The following is a 23,775-nucleotide window of genomic DNA, read 5'->3' as shown; positions in this document are numbered from 1 at the left end:
TTCTGTGTCGGAATGCTCATGTCGGTCGCCTGCTCGCGTTGCAGGTGCTGGCGGCGACGGCCACGCACCTGCCGCGGGCTCAGGGCTCCTCAGAGCATCATGCCGCCCGATGCCTCGATGCGCTGGCCGTTGATCCAGCCGCCCTCGGGCGAGAGCAGCAGGGCGACCGCGCCGCCGATGTCGTCCGGGAGGCCGACCCGGCCGAGGGCGGTCTGGCCGGCGATCATCTTGTTCAGCTCGGCGTTGTCGCGCACGGCGCCGCCCCCGAAGTCGGTCTCGATCGCGCCTGGCGCGAGCACGTTCACCGCGATCTTCCGCGGCCCGAGCTCCTTCGCCAGGTAGCGGGTGAGCACCTCCACGCCGCCCTTCATCGTGGCGTAGGCGGAGTACCCGGGGAAGCTGAACCGCGTGAGCCCCGACGAGACGTTGAGGATCCGCCCTCCGTCCGCGATGAGCGGGAGGAGCTTCTGCGTGAGGAAGAACGTCCCCTTGAGGTGGACGTTCATGAGCGCGTCGAACTGCTCTTCGGTCGTCTCGGCGAAGCTCGCGTGGGCGCCCATGCCGGCGTTGTTCACGAGGTAATCGAGGCGATCGCGCCCGAAGCGACCGGCGAGCTCCGCCTTCACCGCGGCGGCGAACGCCTCGAATCCGCGGGTGCTCCCCAGATCGAGCGCGATGGCCGCCGCCGTGCTCCCCTTGGCCTCGAGCTGCTTCACGACGTCCGCCGCCTCGGCCGCGCCGCCGCGGTAGGTGATGATGACGCCCACGCCATGATCGGCGAGGTGGAGCGCCATGCTCTTTCCCAGCCCGCGGCTTCCGCCGGTGACGAGGGCGACGGGGTTACGCTTGGATGTGCTCATGGTCCGGTCCTTTCGATGGCGACGCGGCGGCTCGCCGCTGTCTCTGCGACTGTGAATAGCGATCCGATCCCGGTTGCGGAAGCCCCACGTCTCCGACACACTGTTTCGACAGTCGAAACAATGACCGTCGACGTCGGATCACTGAAGATCTTCGTGAAGGTGGCGGAGCTCGGCAGCTTCACGCGCGCAGGCGAGCACCTCGGCATGCCCAAGGCGCGCGTGTCGCTGCGGGTGCAGGCCCTCGAGGCCGAGCTCGGCACCCGGCTCCTCCAGCGGTCGACGCGCGTCGTCCGCCTCACGCCGGACGGGGAAGAGCTCCTTCCGCGGGCGCGGCGCCTCGTGCTCGAGGCCGACGAGCTCGGCGCGATGTTCCAGGCGGCGCGGGCCCTGCGCGGCCGCGTGCGGATCGATCTGCCGGTGAACTTCGCGCGCGACGTCATCATCCCGCGCCTGCCCGAGCTGCTCGCGCGCCACCCCGAGCTCGAGGTGCTCATCAGCACGACCGATCGGCGCGTCGAGCCGCTCCGCGAGGGCTTCGACTGCGTCCTGCGCGTCGGCGCCCCGGGCGGCGAGGGGCTCGTCGGCCGCAAGCTCGGCGCCCTGCGCATGGTGAACTGCGCGAGCCCGTCCTACCTGCGCGAGCACGGTACGCCTCGTCGAATCGAGGATCTCGATCGGCACCTCCTCGTGCACTACTCGTCGACGCTCGGCGCCGACACGCCGTCGTTCGAGTACCCGCACGACGGCGGTTACCGAGAGTGGCCGATGCGCAGCGTGGTGACGGTCAACAGCGCTGATGCTTATCTCGCGGCGTGTCTGGCGGGCCTCGGCATCATCCAGGCGCCGCGGGTAGGGAAGTTCGCCAGCCTCGCCGCGGGCGAGCTCGTCGAGATCTTGCCCTCCCTCACCTGCGCGCCGATGCCGGTCTCGCTCCTCCACACGCACGGCAGGAGCGTGCCGCGCCGCGTGCGCGCGGTGATGAGCTGGATCACCGAGGTCCTCTCTCCGCACCTCGCGGCGCTCGACCGCTGACCCGCGCGCTCCTCGCGGGGTGTTCGGGTCGATCGACGCTCATCTCCTCTGAGCGCCCTCCCCGGGGGGCCGGGCGCTCCGGCGAGGCCCCTCGCTCGATCGCTCGGGGGCTCACGCCGCGCGCCCCGGCGCGATCCGGAGCAGATCGAACTCCGCCACGAAGCCCTCGCCCAGCGGGCTGCAAGCATAGAGCCCGCACTCCACCTCGCGCGCCCCGTCGTCCTCGTGCAGGTGGGCCATGCGGAGCTGCGTCCACGCCGCGCCGTCGTCCGAGCTGTCGACGAGGTAATCCGGCCCCTCCCGCCGGATCCGCAGCCAGATCTCGCGGCGATCCGAGGGAAACGGCTGGGTCGACCAGTCGCTGTATCCCGCGTTCGTCACCACCGCGCCGAGCCGGCTCGGGCCGTCCGGCTCGAACTCGACCGACGTCTTCAGCCAGCACGACTCCGCGATCCGCACCATGAGCCCTGCCTGGTCGTACTGGTGCGCCGGCCGGAACCGCACATGGCAGGTCATCACGAAATCGCCGCCTGCGCGGGTGAAGAGGAAAGGCCCGTTGTCGTTGCGAAACCCGTAGTGCGTCCGCTGCCAGTAGTCCGTCTTCGCCCCGGGCTCGACGACGAGCGCGCTCCGCGCCGGCTCCACCGCCCAGCGCGCCGGCGGGTTGCGCCACGTGAGCCGCGGGTCGATTTCGATCCTGGTAAAGCCCTCTTCCAGAAGCTGTCCTGTCATGACGCAAACCTCCACGATCCGCACGACGTGCGGTCCGCCCGCGCGCGGGCGAGGGCCGGGAGGCTACCACGGAGCGCGCCGCCGCTCTGCGATCCGCCGCGCCGCTCACGCTGACGGCTGCTGGCCGAGCACCGCGTCGTGGAGCTGCTCGAGATCGAAGGGCTTCGCGAGGAACCGCGCGAGCCCGAGATCCGCGGCGAGCTCCGAGATGTCCACCGCCGCGCTCACGAGCACCACGCGCACCACCGGATCGAGCCGCGCGCGGATCGCGTTCGTGCAATCGCGGGGAGAGAGCCCGGGCATGAAGTAGTCGCACAGCACCGCCTGCAGCCGGTCGCGCTCGCGCTCGATCAGCGGGAGCGCCTCGGTGCAGTCGGCGACCTGGAGGCACTGGAGCCCCCACTCGCTCAGGCTGAGGGAGACGAGCTCCCGGAAATCGGGGTCATCGTCGATGACCAGCACGCGGTTTCGCAGCATGTTCCCTCCGCTGGCTAGCGTCGGAGTTCCAGAGAAAAGACCATGATGTCGCCGGGCCTGCGCTCGATCGAGAAGCGCGCGCCGTGGAGCCGGGCGATCCCCTGGACGAGGTGGAGGCCGATGCCCGTGCCGCGCGGCTCGCCGCGCCGCCCCTCGAACGCGATGACGGCGAAGGGCTCCAGCAGCCTATCGAGGTCCTCCGGGAGATCCTTCCCGCCCCGGACCTCGATCGTGATGAGCTCGCGCCCGGCGGAGTCGGCATCGATCGTCATTAGCACCGGCTCGTGCTCGAGCGCGACCGACACGGCCTGAACGAGCAGGCTCCAGAGCGCCTGCTCGAGGAGCTCGGGATCGCCCAGGATGTGCGCGTCTCCGCGGGGCATCAGGCGAATGCTGTGATCGCTGGCCACGGGCTCGATCTCTCCTATCACCCGGCGGGCGAGCTCCTGGACGTCGATCGCTTGGGGGTTGAAGGGCCGCTCGCCTCCGGATATCCGCGCACACCACAGGAGATCCTGGACCAGGCGGGCGAGGCGCGTCGCCTGACGATCGATGATCGCGAGGGCGCGGTCGCGGACGGCCGCGTCGTGCCGCTGGTTGAGCGCGACCTGCGAGAACCCCTTCATGGTGGTGAGCGGCGTCTTCAGCTCGTGCGCCGCGACGGCGAGGAATCGGTCGCGATCCTTGTCGCGCTCGGCGATGGCCTTGAAGCTCGTGTTCAGCGTGTGGGCGAGCACGGCGAGCTCGTCATTGCCCCAGTCCCCGAGCGGCTCGTAGGTGCCGAGCTCGCGAAAGCGCTGGACGGCGGTCACCATCCGGCGGACGCGCGGCACGATCGCGCGGTGCACGGCGAGGCCAAAGAGCGACGCCGCCGCGACGCCCGCGAGGCAGACGGACAGGAAGGCGAGGAGGATGAGCCGCCGGTTGCGGTCGTAGGCGCTGTAAGCGACATCCATGTACCGCAGGTTGATCTTGTTCAGCTTGGCGAGGGCGGCGCCGAGGTCCTCCACGTCGGCGCGCCGCAAGAAGGGCGCCGTGGGCGCGGGGCCCACGAGCCCGGTCGTGCGCTCGAGGCTCGCCACGACGGCGGCGATGGTGTCCACCGCCGCGAGCTCCTCATTCAGCAGCCCGAGCTCTCCTGCCCGATCGAGCGCGGCCCGGAGGTGGAGGGCTTCCGGCAGGGTCGAGGTCGCCGTCAACCAGTCGCGCTGGTACTGCTCGACGAAGGATCGGAGCTCCATCATCGGCCTCCGGGCGTCGTACGCGACATCCGACGACGGGCGAGCGAGCAGGTCGAAGAGCGCGTTCGACGACTCGATGCCGCTGCTGATGACGACGAACGGCTCGAAGACGTAGTGACGCAGGTAGGCGGTCTCGTGGGTGAGCCGCCTGAACGCGACAATGGATGTCATGATGCCCAGGGCGGCCAGGATCAGCTGGCTCGCTATGAGCAGGGAAAGGCGCCTGCCGATGGACATCCTCATCGGAGGCCCGTTGCCTCCGTTGCTCGGAGGCGAGCCCGCGTGCTGAGCACGTTGAGACCACCGAGGCATCGGCCACCCCTCGGTGTGACCGTGGAAGCAAGGGGGGCACCACGACAACGCCGAACCGGCGCTGGCGATCGCCGTCTCCGGATCGCCCGCTCGCTACTGCGGCCGGCCCTGCGCGATCCAGCTCTCGACGAGCTGGATCTCCTCCGGCCCGACCGCGGGCAGCCCGAGCGGCATGCCGCGCACCGCCGGATCCGCGCGGCCCGCCTCCTCCGCCTGCCGCGCCAGCAGCGCGGCGACGAGGCGCGGGGCGCCGTCCGGCCCGCGCGAGAACACGCTCCGCCGCTCGCCGTGATCGTCGACGTAGCCCGCGGCGATCCCCTCGTATGTGGCGAGGTTCAGCCCGCGCGGCTTGAACCCGAAGCCGCCCGTGTTCCCGGGCCCGCCGTCTCCGAGCGCGTAATCCGGCTCGGAGTGGCAGTGCCTGCACGTCACGCGGAACACCCTGCGATCCACCTCGGCGTAGGTCACCCGCCGCGACAGCAGCGGCAGCCGCTCGGGCGCGCTCGCCGGCGCCCGCGGCGAGAGCTCCGCGGTCACGATGAAGGCCGCGATGTCCCGCGCCTCGGCGGGCGACATCGGCACCTGGGGCATCGGCGTGCCCGGCTTGATCGCCCCGGGATCGAGCACCCACGCGACGAGATCGGCGGTCTCCATCCGGTCGCGCGCGTGCCTCAGATCCGGCGCCAGGGCGATCGCGGCCCGCGTCTCCTTCTCCATCCCCTTCACGGGCGCGACCGCCGTCAGCCCCGCCGTCCCGGTGAAGGCGTGGCACGTCCCGCACCCCTTGGCCTCGTAGAGCTCGCGCCCCCGGGCCGCGCTCGCGCCCTCGAGCGACGCTGCTGGACGTTCGCGCCGCTCGCGCGTGAGGTACGCCGCGATATCGCTCGCCTGCTCGGGCCCGATCGCGAGCCGCGGCATCGTCGCGTGAAGGCGCGGCCGCACGTCGTGCGGCGAGAGCAAGAACCCGCGGATCCAATCGCGGCGGAGCCGGTCGCCGGCGGCGGCGAGCGACGGCACGTCGCGCAGCTGCACAAGGTTCTCGTTCCACCGCTTCATCGCCGCTGCCGGCGCCTGGAACCGCCCCGCCGCGATGTCCTGGTGGCACTGGACGCAGTGGGCGTCGCGCGCCGCGGGCGCGTGCCCGGTCCCGTCGTGGCAGCGGTTGCACTGAAGCTCCGCGACGAGCCGCTCCCCGCGCGCCGGATCGCCGGCCTGCGCCGTGGCCGCGAGCGATGGCGCCGCGGTGGCCCCTGCGCCGGCGTCGCTCGCGGGAAGCGGCGCGGCGGGCGCGGGACCCCGCGCGTCCTCGGAGGTACACCCCGCGGCGCCCGAGGCGAGCGCCGCGAGCACGGCGAGCAGGGGGCGGGCGCGCATCGACGTCAGCTCTGTTGACCGACCGCGCCGACCGCGCCGCCCGCGACGCCCGCGCCGACCGCGCCGCTCGTCCGGCAGAGCGCCTTGTTCTGCGCCATCGTCTCGCACCGGCTGGCCGCGGCGTCGTGCCCCGCGTTGTCCCCCGAGAGCGCGCGCAGCCGCGCCAGCGCCGCGTAGGCTTCGGGGCTCGTCAGGAGGTCCTTCTCCGCCAGGCCGCCGAGCAGCTTCAGCGCCTCGCCGCGGTGCTCGGGCGCCCTGGCGAGCGCCTCGCCCAGGTCGGTCTGGAGCGCCGGATCGTTCTTCCGCTGCTCGTTCAGCCGGCGCAGCGCGCGGATCGACCAGTCGATGTTCCCCTTGCGCTCCTCGGCCGACGCGCCGTCCCACGTCTCGAGCAGCTCGCGCGGCAGCTCCGGGCCGACCTGGAGCGCCCCGTCCGCGCGCGCGGTGGCCACCGCGAGGACGCGGAAGGCCCGGTTGATCAGCGGGTCCTTGTCATAAGAGATCCGCCGGATCTCGGGGAACATCCGGATCACGCTCCCCGCCGCCGCGGTGAACCGGCCGTTGTGAAGCGCTTGCTCGGCCTGCGCGATCCCCATCACGCGGTAGTCGATCGCGGGCATGATCTCGACTCCACCGCAGGCCGACGCGTCCGTCGCGGGGACGAGGGCGGACGCGATGAGAGCACAAAAAAGAGTGAGTCGAACGGCGGGACCATTCATGGGAGGACCTCCTCGGGCAGGCTGTGACGGCGCGCTCCGTCGCTCATCGGGCGCTGCCGATCGACTGTGACAACGCTCAAGGAAAAAATGTTGCTCCCCCGATCGCGATCTCGAGCGGAGGCGCGGCGTGCTCCCGCACGGATGAGAACGCCTATGTGGGAATGGGGGAATGTGGGAAAAGATGCGCTGCTGCGATGCGATGGTTGCCTTGGTGCGCGGCCCGGTGTCCAATGCGGGCCTTCCAAGGAGATCCGGCATGTTGAAGAAGCGGCGCGTCGCGATCGCGGTCCTGCTGGCCCTCGCCAGCGCGCTCCCGGCGTGTACCAGCAGCAGCAAGAAGGCCGACTGCGCGAGCCCCGAGGTGTTCTGCGTGGGCCTCGTCACCGACATGGGCAAGATCGACGACAAGTCGTTCAACCAGTCGGCCTGGGAGGCGATCCAGCGGGCGCAGAAGGAGCTCGGCGCCACGACGCAGTACATCGAGACGACGGATCCGAAGGACTACCCCAAGAACATCGCGACCTTCGCCGAGGAGCGCTACGACGTCGTCGTCACGTCGGGCTTCGGGCTCACGGAGGCGACGCACGCCGCGGCGGACCAGTACAAGGGCGTCAAGTTCATCGGCGTCGACCAGTTCCAGGCGGCGACAAAGCCGAACGTCGTGGGCCTGGTCTTCCCCGAGGACCACGGCGGCTTCCTCGTCGGCGCGCTGGCCGCGATGATGACCAAGACGGGGAAGATCGGCGCCGTGCTCGCCACCGACGCCGTCCCGCCCGTCTTCCGGTTCGGCGAGGGCTTCCGCGCCGGGGCGCGCCACGTCAAGCCCGACATCGAGCTCAGCGTCGTCTATCACAACGACGTCGGCTTCGATAAGACGTTTACCGATCCCGAGTGGGGGAAGACGACCGCTGTCTCGATGATCGACAAGGGGGTCGATATCGTCTTCGGCGGCGGCGGCAAGACGGGCAACGGCGCGCTGCTCGGCGCGGCCACGAAGGGCGTTTACGCCATCGGCGTCGACACAGACCAGTACTACACGGTGCCAGAGGCCCAGAAGGTCCTGCTCTCCAGCGCCGTCAAGCTCATCACCGAGGGCGCCTTCGATCTCATCAAGTCGGCCAAGGAGGGGAAGCTGCCGTCGGGGAACTTCCAGGGCAAGTCGGGGTATGCGCCGTATCATGATCTCGACGCCAAGGTCCCGGCCGAGGTGAAGGCGAAGATGGAGGACCTCCGGAGAGGGCTCCTCGACGGCACGCTCAAGACGGCGGTGCCGCCGGCCAAGGGGCCGTGATCGGTCCGGGCCCCCGAGGATGCGAGAGAAGCTGATCCGGCGCCTCAGGCCGCTGCTCCTGCCGGCCCTCTCGGTGTTCACCGCGATGGTCCTGGGCGGCGTCCTCATCGCCGTGGCGGGGGGCAGCCCGCTCGAGGCGTACGCCGGCATGCTCGAGGGCGCGCTCGGCTCGCCGCGGGCGGTGAGCGAGACGCTCGTGTGGGCGACGCCGTACATCCTGGCCGGCCTGTCGGTCTCGCTGGCGCTCAAGGGCGGGCTCTTCAACATCGGCGCGGAGGGGCAGCTCGCGCTCGGGGCGCTCTCCGCGGCCTGGGCGGGCCACTGGCTGCCGCGGCTCTTGGGCTTCGGCGTGCCCGCGCCGCTGCACGTCCCCGTGACGCTGCTCCTCGGCGCGCTCGCGGGCGGGCTGTGGGCCGCGGTGCCCGGGTGGATCAAGGCGCGCGCCGGGGGACACGAGGTGATCAGCACGATCATGCTCAATTACGTCGCCCTCAACGCGGTCAGCTTCCTCTTGAACGGCCCGATGAAGGATCCCGGCGCGTCGAACGTGCTCTCCCGGACGCCGCTCATCGACGAGAGCGCGCGCCTCCCCGCGCTCGTGGACGGCTTCCGGCTGCACTGGGGGTTCCCGCTCGCCCTCTTCGCGGCGGCGCTCGTCGGCTGGGCGCTCCGGCGGACGACCTTCGGCTTCGAGATCCGCACGGCGGGGCAGAGCCCCGACGCCGCGCGCTACGCCGGCGTGCGGGTGAGCCGCACCGTGATCGCGACCATGGCGCTCTCGGGCGCCCTCGCCGGGCTGGCTGGCGCCATCGAGGTGAGCGCGCTTCACCACCGGCACGAGCTCGGGTTCTCGCAGGGATACGGCTTCGACGCGATCGCCATCGCCCTGCTCGGCAAGGCGCACCCCGGCGGGACGGTGCTGGCGGCCTTGCTGTTCAGCGTGATGCGCAGCGGGGCGACCCGGATGCAGTACCTGACGCAGGTGCCGATCGACGTCATCTCCGTCATTCAGGCGCTGATCCTGCTCTTCGTCGCGGCGGACGCCCTGGTGCGGCGCATCTACCGTGTCCGGGGCGAGCGCGAGCGGCTCGTGCTGACGCGCGGCTGGGGCGGTTGACCCGCCGGATCGAGCGAGGGGACGGGGACCAGAGCGGGGAGCGGGGAAAAGGGAAGGACGGAGATGGGCTATCGACGCTACGCATTCATCGCGGTGGTCGTGGGCGTGCTGGTCCTCGTCGTGACGCTGGTCGGCGCGTCGCAGGTGCCTCCCCTGACGATCGTGGCCAGCATGGCGGCCACGACGCTCGCCGTCGCCACCCCGCTCACCCTGGGGGCGCTCTCGGGCGTCTTCTGCGAGCGCTCCGGGGTCGTCAACCTGGGCATCGAGGGGATGATGCTCGCGGCGGCGTTCTCGGGCTGGTTCGGGTCGATCTACGCGAGCGCTGTCCTCGGCTTGCCGCCGCTGCCGAGCTTGCTGCTCGGCGTCGTGATCGCGGTCGCCACCGGCGCCGCGCTGGGGCTCTTGCTCGCCGCGCTCGCGGTGACCTTCTCGGTGGACCAGATCCTCGCGGGGACGGTGATCAACTTGCTCGCCGTGGGGCTCACCGGCTTCTTCAACCGCCAGCTCTTCTTCGGGCAGGGCAGCGCGTTCGGCGGGCAGGTGCCTCACGCGCCGGGCGTGCTGCCGCGCCTCCGGGTCCCGCTGCTCGCGGACATCCCCATCGTAGGCCCCGTGTTCGAGCAGCAGCCGATCGCCGTCGCCGCCGTCGCGCTGGTCGGGCTGGCGCACCTCGTGCTGTTCCGCACGCGGTGGGGCCTGCGCGCGCGCGCCGTGGGCGAGCACCCCCGCGCGGCCGCGACGGTCGGGATCGACGTCGCCCGCGTGCGCTACGTGAACGTCGTCATCGGCGGCGCGATCGCCGGGCTCGGGGGCGCGTATTTCACGCTGGAGTCGGTGCCGTCGTTCGAGCCGCTGATGACGAACGGCCGCGGCTTCATCTCCCTCGCCGCGATGATCTTCGGCGACTGGACGCCGTTCGGCTCGTGGGCCGCGGCGCTCGTCTTCGGCGCGGCGCAGGCGTTCCAGATCAACCTCCAGCTCTTCCGCGACCAGATCCCGCCGTCGTGGTCGTTCCTGCAGCAATCGTCGGTCGTCGGGCTGGTCCCGTACCTCCTGACGCTGCTGCTCCTGACCGGCGTCATCGGCAAGACCACGTCGCCGGCCGCCGACGGCCTGCCGTACGAGCGGGAGGGGCGGCGGTGACGGCGGTCCTCGAGGCCCGGGGGATCACAAAGCGGTTCTCCGGCGTCGTGGCGAACGACAAGGTCGATCTCGACCTCCGCGAGGGCGAGATCCACGCCCTGCTCGGGGAGAACGGGGCCGGCAAATCGACGCTGATGAACGTCCTTTACGGGCTGCTGCGCCCGGACGAGGGGGCGCTCCTCCGGAGCGGGCGCCCGGTCGCGCTGCGCTCGCCGAGCGACGCGATCGCGCTCGGGATCGGCATGGTGCACCAGCACTTCATGCTGATCCCGGTGTTCACGGTCGCCGAGAACGTCGTGCTCGGGGCCGAGCCCGTGCGCGGCGCCCTGCTCGACCGCCGGCGCGCGAGCGCGGAGGTCCGCGAGCTCTCGGCGCGCCACGGGCTCAACGTCGATCCTGACGCGCGGGTGGAGGACCTCCCGGTCGGCGTGCAGCAGCGGGTGGAGATCCTCAAGGCTCTTTACCGCAAGGCGGAGATCCTGATCCTCGACGAGCCCACGGCCGTGCTGACGCCCCAGGAGGCGGACGAGCTGTTCCGCGTGCTGCGGGGGCTGACGGCGCGCGGGGTCTCGGTCCTGTTCATCACGCACAAGCTCAGGGAGGTGCTCGCGATCGCGGACCGGGTGACGGTCATGCGCGGGGGGCGGGTGGTCGGCGCCGCCGTCCCCGCGGAGACGGACGAGCGCGGCCTGGCGGCGACGATGGTGGGCCGCGAGGTGGCGCTCCAGGTGACCAAGGCCCCGGCGAGCCCCAGGGACGTCGTGCTCGATGTGCAGCGCCTGTGCGTCGCGGGCCGCCGCGGATCGGGCGCCGACGTGGTGCGGGAGGTGAGCTTGTCGGTGCGCGCCGGCGAGATCCTGGGGATCGCCGGCGTGCAGGGCAACGGCCAGACCGAGCTGTGCGAGGCCATCACCGGCCTCTCGCCGCCCCGCGCCGGGCGCGTGCTCCTCCGGGGCCGCGACGTCACCGGCGCGCAGCCCCGCGCCCTCGTCGAGCGCGGCGTCTCGCACGTGCCCGAGGACCGCCAGCGCCACGGGCTCGTGCTCTCGTACTCGATCGCGGACAACCTCGTGCTCTGCACCTACAACGAGCCCCCGTTCGCCGTGCGGGGCGTGCTCCGCGACGACGCCCGCGAGGAGAACGCGAGGCGGTTGATAAAGACCTTTGACATCCGCGCGCCCGGCCCGGAGACGCCCGTGTCCACGCTGTCGGGCGGCAACCAGCAGAAGGTGATCCTCGCCCGCGAGATGAGCCGCCCCGTGGAGCTGCTCGTGGCCAGCCAGCCGACCCGGGGCGTGGACGTCGGGTCGATCGAGCACATCCACCGCGAGATCGTGGCGGCGCGCGACGCGGGGGCGGCGGTGCTCGTCGTGTCGGCGGAGCTCGACGAGATCCTGGCGCTGTCGGACAGGATCGCGGTCATGTACCGGGGCGAGATCGTGGCGACGCGCGACGCGGGCGCCGTGTCGCGGACGGAGCTCGGGATGCTGATGGCCGGGGTGCTCCCCGGCGAGGAGGCCCCGCCGCGCGCCGCGGACAAGGCGGACAAGGTCGACGCATGAGGGGGCGCGCCTTCCGCGCGCTGGCCGTGGCGGCGCCCCTCGCGGCGGCGGCCGTGGCCTCGTTCGCGCCGCCGTCCGCCGCCGCCCCGACGCTGGAGCAGTACCGGTATTTCCGCGCGCTCTCCCTCGACCTGAAGGGGCGGCTCCCGACGCGTGAGGAGCTCGCCGAGCTCGAGTCGCCGGGCTTCGATCTGGACGCCTGGATAGAGCGCCACCTCGACGGACCGGGTTATGTCGAGCGGCTCACGCGCATCTACATGGATGTCCTGCGGCTCGAGCTCGGCCCGGTGGGGGTGTTCACGCCGTCGGAGACGACGCTCCGCCGGGCGCAGGTGGCCGGCCCGGACGGGAGGCCGATCTACGTCTATTCCCGCGTCAACCAGCGCCGCCTGAACCCGGTGATCGACGGCGAGTTCTGCTTCTCCGAGGCCGAGAGCGGGCTCCGGGTGGTGGATTTCGCGCCCTTCGCTGGGGCGTCCGTCCGCATCTCCCAGCGGCTGCTCGACGAGCGGACCACGCTCGTGCGCCCGTACTGGCTTTACCGTGATTATCTCTCCGTCCTCCCGACGCAGCGTTATGGCGATGGGTGGAAGGACCCGGACAGCGCCTATGCCCCGGTGCCGCAGCTCCTGTTCGAGCCTGACGGCAAGACGCCGACGGTCGAGGTCCGGGTCTGCAAGGAAGAGGCGCAGACCGCGGAGGTCGGCCACATCTTCGCGAGCGGCATCCCCCCGCTGCCGAGCGGGGCTCCGCTGCCGCCGGGCCGCGCGCGCCCTCCCGTGCGCGAGGACCTTTATGCGAAGGCGCACCGGGGCGAGCCGATCTCGTGCCGGAGCGCGCTCGCCCCGAGGATGAGCGTCGATTGCGGCTGCGGCATCGGCCTCGAGCACTGCATGCCTGGCGTCAACAACGACAGGGATCCGCGCGCGTTCGAGCTGCCGGCCCATGTCCCGCTCGGCCTCCAGGATCCGATCGGCTCGGCGCCGCAGACGGTCTCCGGATGGCACAAGCTCTGGTGGTCGCAGGAGGCGATTCATTACCTGAACCACGTCTTCGCGGCGGATCGTGATTTCCGGGAGGTCCTCACGGGGCGTTACACGTTCGTCAACGGGCCGCTCGCGCAGTTCTACCGGTCGATCGCGCCTGCGGTGTGCTGTGGTCTGCACGTGTCCTTCGGGATGCGCGAGGACGAGGCGCCCCTGTTCTTGCCGGGCGCGGTGCCGCCGGTCGTCGCCCCGCACGACGCCTCGGGCTGGACGTTCATCCCCGATCGCGGGCCGCGCGCGGCTGGGCTCGTCACGATGACGGTGTTCCTCGCGAAATATGCCTCGCGCCGCGCGCGCGCGGCGGCGCTCTACAGCGCGTTCCTGTGCAAGAGCTTCACGGCCGAGCACGCGGAGCTCCCGCCGTCGGACGAGCCCGATCTCATGGTCCGGCCGGGCTGCGCGAGCTGCCATGCGACGCTGGAGCCGCTCGCGGCGTATTTCACGCGGGTCGACGAGACGACGTGGACCTATCTGCCCGCCGAGCGGCTCCCGGTCGAGAACCCCGTGTGCAAGCTGAACGCGGAGGGGAAGGCGAGTCAATCGTGCCAGCGCTTCTACGACCCTGTGTTCTCGAGCCGGGAGCGCGGCGTGCTGCGGGGCGCCTATGCCTCGATGGATCACGCCGAGCGCGGCCCGGTCGGCGCCGCGGTCGATCTCACGCGCACGCCGGAGTTCGCGTCGTGCGCCGTCGAGCGCGTCGCCGAGTCGTTCCTGGGGCGGCCGCTGCGCGAGGAGGACGAGGCGCTGCTCGGCGCGCTGCGCGAGCGGTTCGTGTGGCGCGGCTACCGGATGCGGCCGCTTGTCGAGGCGATCGTCCGCTCGCCGGCGTATGCGCGCGCGAGCAACGTGCGGCCTGCATTGGAGCGGGGCGGCGCCGAGAGGAGCGGCGGGGCGACGGGAGGTGCGGAGCGGGGCGGAGCGGCGAGGAGCGGCGGCGCGGGGCGCGGCGAGGGGGCGCGGTGACGCAGGCCCGGGGGAGGGCGCCGGGCCGGACGGGGGCCTTCGCCCTTGCCGCCGTGGCCGCGCTGGCCAGCGCGTGCGCCCCGCCGGAGGCGATCGCGCCGCGGCCTGCAGCGCCGCTCCGGGAGACGGGGCGCGTCGCGCAGAGCCGGGTTCCGAAGCAGGATCTGCGGCTCATCCCGGCCGAGGCGTACTTGAGGACGTACCTCCGGCTCTTCGGCGGCCTCGCGCCTGCCGAGGTCGAGCGCCGCGCGCGGGGGGACGACAAGGCGGCGCTCTTCGACACCTGGGGAGACTACCTCGCGGCGCTCGGGCTCCCCGATTACAGCCTGGATCTCCCGCGCGCGACGCAGACCAACGCGCTCATGATCGCGGCGTTCGAGCGGCTCGGGATCGCGCTCTGCGATCGCGCCCTGGAGCACGATCTCAAGGCGAAGGAGCGCGTCCCGATCGAGCGGCGGCTGATCTTCGCGTTCGATCTGCCCGCGCAGGACCCGGACGAGGCGGCGTTCGCCCCGCGCTTCGACGTGCTGCACCGGACGTTCCTGAGCTACCCGGCGCGCCTCGCGCCGCCGGACCGGCAGGGGAGGTTCTTCGCGCTCTACGAGGGGACGGTCGCGCGGCACCGCGCGAAGGACGCGGCGAAGTCGCGGTTCTCGCCGGAGGAGGCGGGGTGGGCGGCCGTCTGTTACGGGCTCGTGCGGCACCCGGAGTTTCATTTGTATTAGGGGGGCTGCAGTCCCGAACATGGCGGGGACTTGCTGCCTGCGCACCTCCGGCTTTGCCAGCCGTCCCGGGAACACGCTCAGCAGCGCCGAGGAGCGTGCCCAGCTCCGACGATCACCGGCTGCTCCCCTCCGCTGCGCGCACCGCCACCTGCTTGCCGCTGAACGCCACCGCGAGCGCGTGCACCGGAGACGCGCCAGCGGCGCGGAGCTCGGCCGTGTAGTCCCTGCGGCTGATCTGCGATAACCCCTCTTCCAGCGCTTGCTCCAGCGTCTGGCCGCCCCGCGCCACCTTCATCTCCAGCACGACGCCGGGCTTGCCCGGCTGTCGGGGCCGCACCAGCACATCGGGCCTCCCTTCGCCGGACTCGCGGTTCGACCGCACTTCGTAGTCCGGCTCCAGCGTGGCGAGCAGGCCCGCGACGAACCCGTGATAGACCTCCTCCGGGCCGAGGCGGCGCGCCTCGTGGTACGAGAGGACGTTCACGACGAACGCCCGGAGCTGCTCCTCGAAGGTGGCCACATCGCCGCTCAGCAGCGCCCGCACCAGCCGCCGTGAGCTCGCGCCCCGCCCGGAGAGCCGCTCCTCCAGCCAGTCGCGGAAGGTGCTGATATAGACCTCGCGCACCTCGTCGTTCGGGATCGACAATCGATACGCCGGCACGTGGGTCGTCCCCGCCTCGACCGCCTCGGCGCGCAGGTACCCGGAGAACACGAGCAGGGCAAAGAGCGCTCGCGGGCTGCCCGGCAGCTGGTCGAAGGCCACGTTCTCGTCGAGCCGCTGCTCGATCGCGCCCCCCTCGAGCAAGACCGCGATGTCGTCCTCGACGTCGAGCGCGTGGTGCACCAGCAGATCCCTGATGAGCTCGTTCGCGCTGGTCGACACCCAGTAGCTGCGGGTGCGCCTGTCGTCGCTGGCCAGGAAGCTCAGCACGGACCAGGGATTGTAAATGACGGTCTCGCCGAAGACGTAGCCATTGTAGGCCCTGCGGACGCTCTCGAGCCTGTCGAGCGCGCCCCCGTCCTTGAGGAGCGCGATCACCTCGGGCTCGGTGAAGCCGAAGCAGGTGGAGAACTCGGTCCGGAGGAGCGAATAGACACCGATGTTGTTGAGGCCCGAGAAGATGCTCTCCCTCGCGATCCGCAGGACGCCTGTGAGAACGGCCCTGGACAGGTGCGGATTGTCCTTGATCCCGCCGGTCAGGAAGGTGCGGACGAAGTCGAGGACCTCGCGGGCGTAGCCCCCGACGAACCCGGCGTGGATCGGCTCGTCGTACTCGTCGATCAGGATGACGACCTTCTCGCCGGAGGCGCGGTGCAAGTATGCGGAGAGATCGAAGAGCGCGCGCTGATAGATCACCTCATCCGCGGTGCCGTCGAGGATGGCGCGGTAGTCGCGCGCCTCCCGCTCGCTAAGGGCGCCCCCGTCGAGCAGCGCCCGGTGCTCGTCGAACAGCGCCTCGATCTTCTTCTGGATGGCCTTCCAGCACGCCTCGAAGGCCGGCGCTTTGACGTCCCGGAAGGTCATGAACACGACCGGATAGCGCTGGAAGTGCGCCCGGTACGCTTCGCCCGCGCGCCAGATGGAGAGATCCTCGAACAGGTGCGAGAGGTCCTCGCCTCGCTTCTCGAAGAAATACCGGAGCATCGACAGGTTCAGCGTCTTGCCGAAGCGCCGCGGCCGCGGGAGCAGCAGCCCCACGAGCCCCGGACGGTCGAGGAGCTCCTGAATGAAGTGCGATTTGTCGACGTAGACGAGCCCGCGCTCGCGCAGGTCGCGGAAATCGGAGACGCCGAGAGGGACGTGCTGAATCATGGAGGCGCTCGACGGGCGGGGCACCAGGAGCATGGAGAAGGGCGAGCTCGGTAGCAAGCGGGCAGCGCCGGCCGCCATCCAGAGGCCGTCAAAGGCGACGCGCACGAGCTCGTTGGGCGGGCGATATCGTGCGAGCGCGCGCGGACCCGGTGGGTATCCTGAGGAGCACGCCCGATGCCTTGTCATGACCCCCGCTCCCGCCGCCTCGCCCTCCCGCGCCGCGCGCTGCTCGAGGCCGCCGCGGGCGCGGCGCTCTCCGGCGTGCTCGGCCTGCCGGCGCGCGCGATCGCCGCGCAGGGCAAGGCCGCGGAGGACGAGTTCTTCCTCTTCCTCCACGCGTCCGGCGGCTGGGACGTGACGCTGTGGGCCGATCCTCGGAACGAGGCCAAGGGCCTCGTGAGCCCCGCGACGACCGACAACACCGAGACCGCGGCGCTCCGCCTGTGGGTCGACGCGCCCGCGGCCGGCGGCGCGAAGAGCTTCGCGCCGGTGACGCCGAAGGGATCGAGCCTCGCGTTCGGCCCCGGCATCGGCGGCCTCGCGGACATGCACGACCGGCTGTGCATCATCAACGGCCTCGCGATGAACACCGTGAGCCACCCCGACGGCACGGCCTTCTCGACCACGGGACGGCACCTCGTCGGCGGCCGCACCGTGGCTTCCAGCGTCGACGCGATCTGCGGGAGCGAGCTCGGCGCGGGCCAGACCTTCCCCGTCGTCTCGGTCCAGTTCCCGTCGGCGTTCGTCGGCGACCGTCTCGATCGGCGCGCCGTCCCGCTCATGGTCGCGGAGATCGGCACCCTCAGCCGCTCCCTCGCCCGCGCGCGGCACTACGACACCGACGAGGACCGCGCCGCGGTGACCGCGCTCCTCTCCGAGGAGGCCATGTCCCTCGCCGCGCGATCCAGCCACACCGACGCCCTGCGCGGCTTCGCCATCCAGGCGGAAGGGCTGGGCAAGATGCTGAGCTCCGGCCTCGAGGAGGTGTTCTCCAGGGGCAAGCTCATCCAGGCCCACCCGGAGTTCAACCACTCAGCCCGCTTCGCCAGGCAAGCGGCCGTCAACGCCGCGTTCGCGATCGAGGCCATGCGGCGGAACGTGGTCCGCTGCGTGAGCTTCACGAGCAGCGGCTTCGACACGCACACGAGCAACTACCGCCAGCACGCGGCCACCCAGCAGGAGCTCTTCGACCTGATCGCCGCCCTCCTCCGCTCGCTCGACAAGACCCCGCACCCGACCCGGGCCGGCAAGAAGCTCTCGGATCACACCCACCTCCTCGTGACGAGCGACTTCTGCCGCACGCCCCAGCTCAACACGGCGATGGGCCGCGACCACTACCCCAACAACTCCGCGATGGTGATCTCCCCCCGCTTCCGCGGGAGCTTCGCGTTCGGCAAGACCGACCCGGAGCAGCTCCTTCCCGCCCCGGCGAAGACGTTCCAGGGCGGGCCGCGGCCGATCGCCCCGCCGGACCTGCTCGCCACCTTCCTGTTCGCCTTCGGCATCCCCCCGCGCGAGCACCTGCGCGACGGCGAGGTGGTGCCGGAGCTGCTCCGGTCGCCGTGACGCTCCTCCGCCGAGCGGCGTCTGCCGCCGCGCTCGCGCTGTCGTCGTCCACGCTCGCGCTGTCGTCGTCCGCGCTCGCGCTCGCGCTCGCCGGCTGCGCGGCGCAGGCCGCGGCGCCTCTCCCGCCGCTCGTCGTGCGCCAGGTCGCGTGGCCATCCCCGGGGGAGCTCGGGCCGGTGCGGGCGGTCGCCGACGACGGGCGACGCGTCGTGGTGTTCCACGACGGCGCCGCCGCCGTCTTCGTGAACGGCGCCCTCGCCAGGGTCGAGCGCGCGCCCCACCGCTGGGTGAGCGCCGCGGCCCTGCCCGCGCCCGACGGCTACGGCACGTGGATCGTCGGCGTCGACGCCGAGGGCCGGCTGCTCCGGCTGCCGGGGCAGGGGACGTTCGAGATCGTCTCCGATCGCTACGGCCTGGAGCGCGCCGCGGTGCGGTCCGCGATCGGCCTCGGCGAGGGCGGCGCCGCCTTCGCGCTGGACGGCGAGATCGCGGTGGCGGACGGGGAGACCGTCACGCGCTACGCGACGGGCCCGCTCGCGACGTTCGCGGCGGGGGTCGGGCGCGTCGCCTTCGCTGCCGGAGGCGACGCGCTCGGCGCCTTCGACGTCGCCGCGAGGGCGCTGCGATCGTACCCGCTCCCGGCCGACGGCGCGGCGCCGCTCCTCGCGCTGACCGGCGCCGGCGCGCTGCTCGCGGCGACGCCCTCGGCGCTCTACGCGGAGGACGGCGCCGGCGTCCTGCGCCTGCGATTCCGGGCGCGCGCCGCGCTCCACGGGCTCGCCGTCTCCGGCGACCGCGCGTGGTTCGCCGACGGCGACGAGCTCGGCGTGCTCGATCAGGCAGGCGCGCGGGAGACCCGCGGCGCGCGCCTCCCGCAGGGCGGTAGGCTCATCGGCTCGTCGAGCGGCGATGTGTGGCTGCTCGCGTCGGGCGCCCTCCGGCGCTTCGCCGCGGAGGACGGCGACGGGCCCGCCTGGGGCGAGATCGCGCCCGTGTTCGCCCGCGCGTGCGCGCGCTGCCACCTCCCGCGCGGCGAGGGCGGCGTCGACCTCTCCACGCCCGTGGCGTGGGCTTCGCTCCGCGAGGCCATCGCGCGCCGGGTCGTGGACGAGCGGAATATGCCGCCCCCAGGGCACGCGCTGTCCGAGGCCGACCGCGCGCGGATCCGCGCCTTCGTCCGGCGCACAGGGCGGCCCGCGCGGCCGTGAGGCGCGCTCGCCGCCGCGGCCGTGAGGCGCGCTCGCGCGCGGCCGTGAGGCACGCTCGCGCGCGGCCGCACAGGCGCGCTCGCCGCCGCGGCGCGCCCGTCTTGCGCTACCCTGGGGCACCATCGCGAAGAGGAGAGCTGCCTGATGATGTCGTTCAGCCCGGATCCGCGCGTCGCAGAGCAGCAGATGCACGCCATCATCTACTACCTCACGGGGTTCGGGTACATCGACGGCGAGCTCGATCCGACCGAGAAATCCTTCATCCGCGGCTACATCCACGAGCTCGTTCGGCAGCGCGCGAGCGACGCCCTCGGCGGCGAGGCCCAGGAGAACCAGGACGTCGTCGCCCGGTGGACCAGCCACTTCCACGAGGTGTTCTCCGAGATCGACCACCAGATCCAGAGCCATTTCACCGAGAGCGTCGCCGAGGGAGAGGACCCGAAGGACTTCGTCCTCGCCAAGGTCAAGCTCCGCTGCTTCGAGCTCCTCGACGGCTTCGACGACGACAACCGGAAGGCGCTGCTCGCGACCGTCGACGAGCTCATGCTCGCCGACGGCGTCGTCCACCCGAACGAGCAGCGGTTCCGCGACGAGCTCTCGTCGCTCCTGTCGGCGTCCCCGATCGAGATCGACGACGTGGACATCGAGACGATCGAGCAGGGCGCGGTCGTGATCGATCCGGCCACGCGCAAGCAGGCGCGCGAGGTCGATCACCCGTTCTTCAAGGCGTTCGAGTGGGACTACGCCAGCGACGCGGCCACGTTCGCGGAGCAGGCCAAGGTCGACATGGACCTGATGCGCAGGTTCGAGGCGAAGCTCGAGGAGCAGCGCGCGCGCGGCGCGGGGCGGCTCGACGGCGCCGCGGATCTCGCGAGCTTCGCCGGGCAGGCGCCCTTCCTCGACGGCCACGTCTACGTGGCCTCGCCCGATCCCGCCGAGGAAATCGAGCTCCTGGTCATCGGCGATCTGCACGGCTGCTACTCGTGCCTCAAGGGGGCGCTGATGCAGGCCGACTTCTTCGCCAAGGTGCAGGCCCACCGCGACGACCCCGCGCACAACCCGCGGATGATGCTGGTGTTCCTGGGCGATTACATCGATCGCGGCAGGTTCAGCTACAACGGCGTCCTGCGCACGGTGATGCAGCTCTTCCTCGCCGCGCCCGACAACGTCTTCGTGCTGCGCGGCAATCACGAGTACTACGTCGAGCTGAACGGCCGCGTGCTCGCGCCGGTGCGGCCGTCGGAGGCGATGAGCTCGCTCGCGGCCATCGCGCCGAACGAGGTGTTCGCCGCCTACATGCGCCTCTTCGAGGCGCTCCCCAACATGCTGGTCTTCGACCGGATCCTCTTCGTCCACGCGGGGATCCCCCGCGACGAGACGATCGCCGCCCGGTGGACGTCGGTGTCCTCGCTCAACGACCCCGAGATCCGGTTCCAGATGCTGTGGAGCGACCCCAGCGAGGTCGACGCGATCCCCGCGGAGCTCCAGAAGTCCACGGCTCGCTTTCCCTTCGGCAAGCGTCAGTTCAAGAGCTTCATGCAGAAGCTCGGCTGCACCACGCTGATCCGCGGCCACGAGCGCATCCCGGAGGGCTTCCGCGTCGTGTACGACGATCCCGACGGCGTGCTCCTCACGCTGTTCTCCGCGGGCGGGAAGACCAACGACGACCTTCCGGAGGCCAGCAACTACCGCGAGGTCACGCCGATGGCCCTCACCATCCGGTACAAGGGTGGAGTCAGCCAGTTGACCCCGTTCGCGATCGAGTACGAGCGGTACAACGACCCCAAGTACAACGCGTTCTTCCGTGAGCAGCTGCCGCCGCTCGATCCGTAGGGCGTGATGGGCCCGCTCGACCCCCGCAGGCGGGAGCTCCTCGCTGCGGCCGATTTGCTCGTCCTCTCCGCGCCTGCGCCTGCGCCCGCGCTCGGCGCGCTCGCGTTCGCCGCGCTCGCCGCGGTGGCGGGTGATGCCCGCGCCGACACCGCGGCGGGCGCGGCGAGGGCGAGCGGTGTCGAGCTCGACTGGATCGCGCCCAGGGAATGTGCGGATCGAAGGCGCGTGCTGGCCGAGATCGAGCCGCGTCTCGGACGGCCGTCCGAGGCGAACGGCGAGCCGCCGCTGAAGGCGCGCGCGGTGGTATCCCGGAACGAGCGCGGAGCGTGGGACCTGCGCCTCACGACGACGCTCGGCGAGACGACACGGGCGCGCGAGCTCCACGGCGAGACCTGCGCCGAGCTCGCGGATGCGGCGGCGCTGATCATCGCGCTCGCCATCGATCCCGACGCAGCCGACCGCGGCACCCCGGAGGCAGAGCCGGACGCCGGCGCGGGGCCAGGCGCGATCGTGGGCGCGGATCCGGACGCTGGCGCGGATCCGGGCGTCGGTGCGGATGCGGGCGCCGGCGCGGAGCCGGACGCCGGCGCGGAGCCGGACGCCGGCGCGGATCCGGACCCGCCCAACGCCGCCGAGGCGGCGCCCGCGGCCTCGACCCCGCCGGGCGCCCCCGCGGCCCCGGCGCAGCGCCCGTCGCGCCCCCTCGAGGTGCGCGGCACGCTCAGGGCATCCGGCGTCCTCGACACCGCCTCGCTCCCGGCGGTCGCCCCGGGCGCCAGCCTCTCCGCGGGCGTGCTGATCGGAGCCGTCCGCGCCGAGCTCTCCGGCACCTACTTCGGCGCGCAGCAAGCGTTCGTCGCGCGGACGACGATGGGCGGCGACATCCACCTCACCACCGGCGGACTGCGCCTTTGTTACGCAATGCGTTATCGCTCGATCGAGCTCGGACCCTGCGCCGGCATCGAGGTCGGCGTCATGAGCGCGGCCAGCTTCGGCGCGGCGTCGCCCGGCTCGAACCGGGCGCTCTGGGTCGCGCCGCACCCCGGAGCGCTCGCGACCCTCGCCCTCTCGGACCGACTCCGCGTCCCGCTCGCGATCGACGTGCCGTTCCCGGTGATGCGCGACCGCTTCGTGCTCGTCGGCATCGGCGCGGTCCACCGGAGCGCCGCCGCCACGCTCCGCGCCTCGCTGGGGGTCGAGGTGCGATTTCCGTGACGGATCCGGACAGCGCCGGCCATGTACTGCGCGTGACGAGGACGTCCCCCGCGTCGGCGCTCCCCTTCGCGGGGTCCGTGTTCGATCCGCACTTCGGCGTCCCTGGTGCGCCCGTCGCCCTCGACTTCGACGCGGTCTACGAAGAGCACGCCGACTTCGTCTGGCGAAACCTGCGCCGGCTCGGTGTCCGCGAGGCGAGCCTGGACGACGCCTTCCAGGATGTCTTCGTCGTGGTCCACCGGCGGCTCGTCGAGTTCGAGCCGCGGTCGAGCGTGAAGGCGTGGCTGTTCGCGATCCTCTGCCGGGTGGCGCACGATCACCGCCGCCTCGTCCGGCGCAAGGGAGGGCTCGAGGAGCTGCCGGGGGGCGTGGCGGACCGCGCGCCGGGGCCGGCGGAGCGGCTCGAGCAGGTCGAGGCGCTGAAGCTCGTCGACGCGCTCCTCGCGGAGCTCGACGATGAGAAGCGTGCGGTGCTCGTGATGGCGGAGATCGAGGAGCTGAGCGCGCCGGAGATCGCCGCGGCGCTCGACGTGAAGCTGAACACGGTCTACTCGCGGCTGCGCGCAGCGCGCCGCGAGTTCGAGCTGGCGCTGGCGAGGAGCGGGGGCGGATGGCCATGAGCGATCCGGGCGAGAGGGCGCGCGCGCTCCTGAGGGCGGCCCGAGCGGACGGGCTCGCGCCGTCCGACAAGGCGCGGCTCCGCACGGCGCTCGCGGCGAAGCTGGCCGCCGCCCCGCCGGCGCCGTCCGGAGAGGCGCCCACCTCGCCCCCGCCGCCGTTCGCGGGCAGCGGCGCAGGCGGCGGCGTCCTCGCGGGCAAGGCGGCCGGCGGTGTGCTCTCGGGCAAGCTGATCGCGGCGGGCGCGCTGATCGGCGCCGTCGCCTTCGCCGGCGGCTTCCTCACCGGCAGGGCGACCGTCGACGCCCCTCCGCCGGCCGGCGTCGCGCCGCCGGCGAGCGCGACCGCGGCGACGCCGCCCGCGGCGGCTCCGCCCGTGGCGGCTCCGCCCGTGGCGACGCCGCTCGTGGTGGCTCCCGTCGCCGCGCCGGCGCCGGAGACGGCGCCCGCGAGCCCGCGCGCCGCCCGCGCGGTCGCGCCGGCGCCGCCGCGGCCGCTGGACCCGGGCGCGGAGGACGCCGCGCGAGCGCCCTCGGCAGGCGGCGGCGAACGCGAGCCGGCGCGCCCGCGCGGCGGACAGCCGGCGAGGCCGAGCACGCTCGCCGCGGAGATGGCCTTGCTGCGCGAGGCGCAGGACGCCGTGCGGGGCGGCGATCCGTCGGCCGCGCTCGATCGCCTCGACGCCCTCGGCGCCCGGTTTCCCGAGGGTCAGCTCCGCGAGGAGCGCATGGCTGCGCGCGTGCTCGCCCTCTGCGCTGCAGGGCGGGCGCGGGAGGCGCGCGCGGAGGCCGAGCGGCTCCTCGGCGACGCGCCGGGCTCGGTGCACGCGGGCCGCGTCCGCGCCTCGTGCGCGTTCCGAGAAAATCTCGACTGACAGAGACGGATGTTCCTCGCTCCGGCCATGTACCGATGGACCGCAAGAGAC

20 protein-coding genes are annotated in these 23,775 nt (G+C 72.3%); 13 read left to right on the top strand and 7 right to left on the bottom strand.

Annotated elements, in window-relative coordinates; translation table 11 throughout:
* Window positions 1-89: 89 nt before the first annotated feature.
* Window positions 90-860: an SDR family NAD(P)-dependent oxidoreductase gene (locus WME90_RS40545; RefSeq protein ID WP_437277448.1), complete on the bottom strand. Its 771-nt coding sequence runs from the start codon at window positions 858-860 to the stop codon at window positions 90-92.
* A gap of 120 nt (window positions 861-980) precedes the next feature.
* On the opposite strand from WME90_RS40545, the gene WME90_RS40540 reads away from it, so the two are divergent.
* Complete coding sequence (locus WME90_RS40540) at window positions 981-1,892, top strand: LysR family transcriptional regulator (protein WP_437277447.1); 912 nt, start codon at window positions 981-983, stop codon at window positions 1,890-1,892.
* Window positions 1,893-2,003: 111 nt separating this feature from the next.
* Here WME90_RS40540 and WME90_RS40535 read toward each other — a convergent pair whose 3' ends face one another.
* From WME90_RS40535 to WME90_RS40515, 5 genes are all read right to left on the bottom strand, one after another.
* Window positions 2,004-2,624: a DUF1349 domain-containing protein gene (locus tag WME90_RS40535; protein WP_437277446.1), complete on the bottom strand. Its 621-nt coding sequence runs from the start codon at window positions 2,622-2,624 to the stop codon at window positions 2,004-2,006.
* 105 nt (window positions 2,625-2,729) lie between these two features.
* A complete protein-coding gene (locus tag WME90_RS40530) occupies window positions 2,730-3,101 on the bottom strand; it encodes a response regulator (protein ID WP_437277445.1) in 372 nt (123 codons plus the stop codon).
* Between the two features lie 14 nt (window positions 3,102-3,115).
* A complete protein-coding gene (locus WME90_RS40525; RefSeq protein ID WP_437277444.1) occupies window positions 3,116-4,585 on the bottom strand; it encodes a sensor histidine kinase in 1,470 nt (489 codons plus the stop codon).
* Window positions 4,586-4,747: 162 nt separating this feature from the next.
* On the bottom strand, window positions 4,748-6,028 hold the full coding sequence (locus WME90_RS40520) for a c-type cytochrome (RefSeq protein WP_437277443.1): 1,281 nt from the start codon (window positions 6,026-6,028) through the stop codon (window positions 4,748-4,750).
* Between the two features lie 5 nt (window positions 6,029-6,033).
* Window positions 6,034-6,648, bottom strand: a complete 615-nt coding sequence (locus WME90_RS40515) for a hypothetical protein (protein ID WP_437277442.1) — start codon at window positions 6,646-6,648, stop codon at window positions 6,034-6,036.
* A gap of 355 nt (window positions 6,649-7,003) precedes the next feature.
* On the opposite strand from WME90_RS40515, the gene WME90_RS40510 reads away from it, so the two are divergent.
* From WME90_RS40510 to WME90_RS40485, 6 genes are all read left to right on the top strand, one after another.
* Entirely contained in the window at window positions 7,004-8,038 is a 1,035-nt protein-coding gene (locus tag WME90_RS40510) for a BMP family lipoprotein (RefSeq protein WP_437277441.1), read from the top strand.
* 19 nt (window positions 8,039-8,057) lie between these two features.
* The gene (locus WME90_RS40505) at window positions 8,058-9,155 is read left to right on the top strand and encodes an ABC transporter permease (protein ID WP_437277440.1); all 1,098 of its coding nucleotides are present in this window, start codon (window positions 8,058-8,060) and stop codon (window positions 9,153-9,155) included.
* Window positions 9,156-9,218: 63 nt separating this feature from the next.
* Window positions 9,219-10,301 (top strand): ABC transporter permease, encoded by a 1,083-nt coding sequence (locus WME90_RS40500; RefSeq protein WP_437277439.1) that lies wholly within the window; start codon window positions 9,219-9,221, stop codon window positions 10,299-10,301.
* Window positions 10,298-11,863 (top strand): ABC transporter ATP-binding protein, encoded by a 1,566-nt coding sequence (locus tag WME90_RS40495; RefSeq protein ID WP_437277438.1) that lies wholly within the window; start codon window positions 10,298-10,300, stop codon window positions 11,861-11,863. The genes WME90_RS40500 and WME90_RS40495 overlap by 4 nt, the downstream gene beginning before the upstream one ends.
* On the top strand, window positions 11,860-13,872 hold the full coding sequence (locus WME90_RS40490; protein ID WP_437277437.1) for a DUF1585 domain-containing protein: 2,013 nt from the start codon (window positions 11,860-11,862) through the stop codon (window positions 13,870-13,872). Before WME90_RS40495 ends, WME90_RS40490 begins: the two co-directional genes overlap by 4 nt.
* Entirely contained in the window at window positions 13,869-14,597 is a 729-nt protein-coding gene (locus WME90_RS40485) for a hypothetical protein (protein ID WP_437277436.1), read from the top strand. The genes WME90_RS40490 and WME90_RS40485 overlap by 4 nt, the downstream gene beginning before the upstream one ends.
* Window positions 14,598-14,709: 112 nt before the next feature.
* Here WME90_RS40485 and WME90_RS40480 read toward each other — a convergent pair whose 3' ends face one another.
* Window positions 14,710-16,410 carry an AAA family ATPase gene (locus WME90_RS40480; RefSeq protein ID WP_437277435.1) on the bottom strand — a complete coding sequence of 567 codons (1,701 nt, stop codon included), beginning with the start codon at window positions 16,408-16,410 and terminating at the stop codon, window positions 14,710-14,712.
* 174 nt (window positions 16,411-16,584) lie between these two features.
* Between WME90_RS40480 and WME90_RS40475 the strand changes: the two genes are divergently transcribed.
* The 6 genes from WME90_RS40475 (at window position 16,585) to WME90_RS40450 (ending at window position 23,724) form a co-directional block, all read left to right on the top strand.
* Window positions 16,585-17,976, top strand: a complete 1,392-nt coding sequence (locus WME90_RS40475) for a DUF1501 domain-containing protein (RefSeq protein WP_437277434.1) — start codon at window positions 16,585-16,587, stop codon at window positions 17,974-17,976.
* Window positions 17,973-19,184, top strand: a complete 1,212-nt coding sequence (locus tag WME90_RS40470; protein WP_437277433.1) for a c-type cytochrome — start codon at window positions 17,973-17,975, stop codon at window positions 19,182-19,184. Before WME90_RS40475 ends, WME90_RS40470 begins: the two co-directional genes overlap by 4 nt.
* A gap of 144 nt (window positions 19,185-19,328) precedes the next feature.
* Window positions 19,329-21,017: a metallophosphoesterase family protein gene (locus tag WME90_RS40465; protein ID WP_437277432.1), complete on the top strand. Its 1,689-nt coding sequence runs from the start codon at window positions 19,329-19,331 to the stop codon at window positions 21,015-21,017.
* 3 nt (window positions 21,018-21,020) lie between these two features.
* Window positions 21,021-22,232, top strand: a complete 1,212-nt coding sequence (locus tag WME90_RS40460; RefSeq protein ID WP_437277431.1) for a hypothetical protein — start codon at window positions 21,021-21,023, stop codon at window positions 22,230-22,232.
* Window positions 22,229-22,852, top strand: coding sequence for an RNA polymerase sigma factor (locus WME90_RS40455; protein WP_437277430.1), 624 nt, complete (start codon window positions 22,229-22,231; stop codon window positions 22,850-22,852). Before WME90_RS40460 ends, WME90_RS40455 begins: the two co-directional genes overlap by 4 nt.
* Complete coding sequence (locus WME90_RS40450; protein WP_437277429.1) at window positions 22,843-23,724, top strand: hypothetical protein; 882 nt, start codon at window positions 22,843-22,845, stop codon at window positions 23,722-23,724. Before WME90_RS40455 ends, WME90_RS40450 begins: the two co-directional genes overlap by 10 nt.
* Window positions 23,725-23,775 lie beyond the last annotated feature (51 nt).

Source organism: Sorangium sp. So ce375 (assembly GCF_051473855.1).
In the GTDB taxonomy this organism is placed as follows: domain Bacteria; phylum Myxococcota_A; class Polyangia; order Polyangiales; family Polyangiaceae; genus Sorangium.
This window is presented reverse-complemented; position numbering and strand designations above follow the sequence as displayed.

Excerpts from the sequence above, each read along its gene's own strand:
- WME90_RS40545 (WP_437277448.1), bottom strand. The coding sequence starts at position 860 with ATGAGCACATCCAAGCGTAACCCCGTCGCCCTCGTCACCGGCGGAAGC.
- WME90_RS40540 (WP_437277447.1), top strand. The coding sequence starts at position 981 with ATGACCGTCGACGTCGGATCACTGAAGATCTTCGTGAAGGTGGCGGAG.
- WME90_RS40535 (WP_437277446.1), bottom strand. The coding sequence starts at position 2,624 with ATGACAGGACAGCTTCTGGAAGAGGGCTTTACCAGGATCGAAATCGAC.
- WME90_RS40530 (WP_437277445.1), bottom strand. The coding sequence starts at position 3,101 with ATGCTGCGAAACCGCGTGCTGGTCATCGACGATGACCCCGATTTCCGG.
- WME90_RS40525 (WP_437277444.1), bottom strand. The coding sequence starts at position 4,585 with ATGAGGATGTCCATCGGCAGGCGCCTTTCCCTGCTCATAGCGAGCCAG.
- WME90_RS40520 (WP_437277443.1), bottom strand. The coding sequence starts at position 6,028 with ATGCGCGCCCGCCCCCTGCTCGCCGTGCTCGCGGCGCTCGCCTCGGGC.
- WME90_RS40515 (WP_437277442.1), bottom strand. The coding sequence starts at position 6,648 with ATGCCCGCGATCGACTACCGCGTGATGGGGATCGCGCAGGCCGAGCAA.
- WME90_RS40510 (WP_437277441.1), top strand. The coding sequence starts at position 7,004 with ATGTTGAAGAAGCGGCGCGTCGCGATCGCGGTCCTGCTGGCCCTCGCC.
- WME90_RS40505 (WP_437277440.1), top strand. The coding sequence starts at position 8,058 with ATGCGAGAGAAGCTGATCCGGCGCCTCAGGCCGCTGCTCCTGCCGGCC.
- WME90_RS40500 (WP_437277439.1), top strand. The coding sequence starts at position 9,219 with ATGGGCTATCGACGCTACGCATTCATCGCGGTGGTCGTGGGCGTGCTG.
- WME90_RS40490 (WP_437277437.1), top strand. The coding sequence starts at position 11,860 with ATGAGGGGGCGCGCCTTCCGCGCGCTGGCCGTGGCGGCGCCCCTCGCG.
- WME90_RS40480 (WP_437277435.1), bottom strand. The coding sequence starts at position 16,410 with ATGATTCAGCACGTCCCTCTCGGCGTCTCCGATTTCCGCGACCTGCGC.
- WME90_RS40475 (WP_437277434.1), top strand. The coding sequence starts at position 16,585 with ATGCCTTGTCATGACCCCCGCTCCCGCCGCCTCGCCCTCCCGCGCCGC.
- WME90_RS40465 (WP_437277432.1), top strand. The coding sequence starts at position 19,329 with ATGATGTCGTTCAGCCCGGATCCGCGCGTCGCAGAGCAGCAGATGCAC.
- WME90_RS40450 (WP_437277429.1), top strand. The coding sequence starts at position 22,843 with ATGGCCATGAGCGATCCGGGCGAGAGGGCGCGCGCGCTCCTGAGGGCG.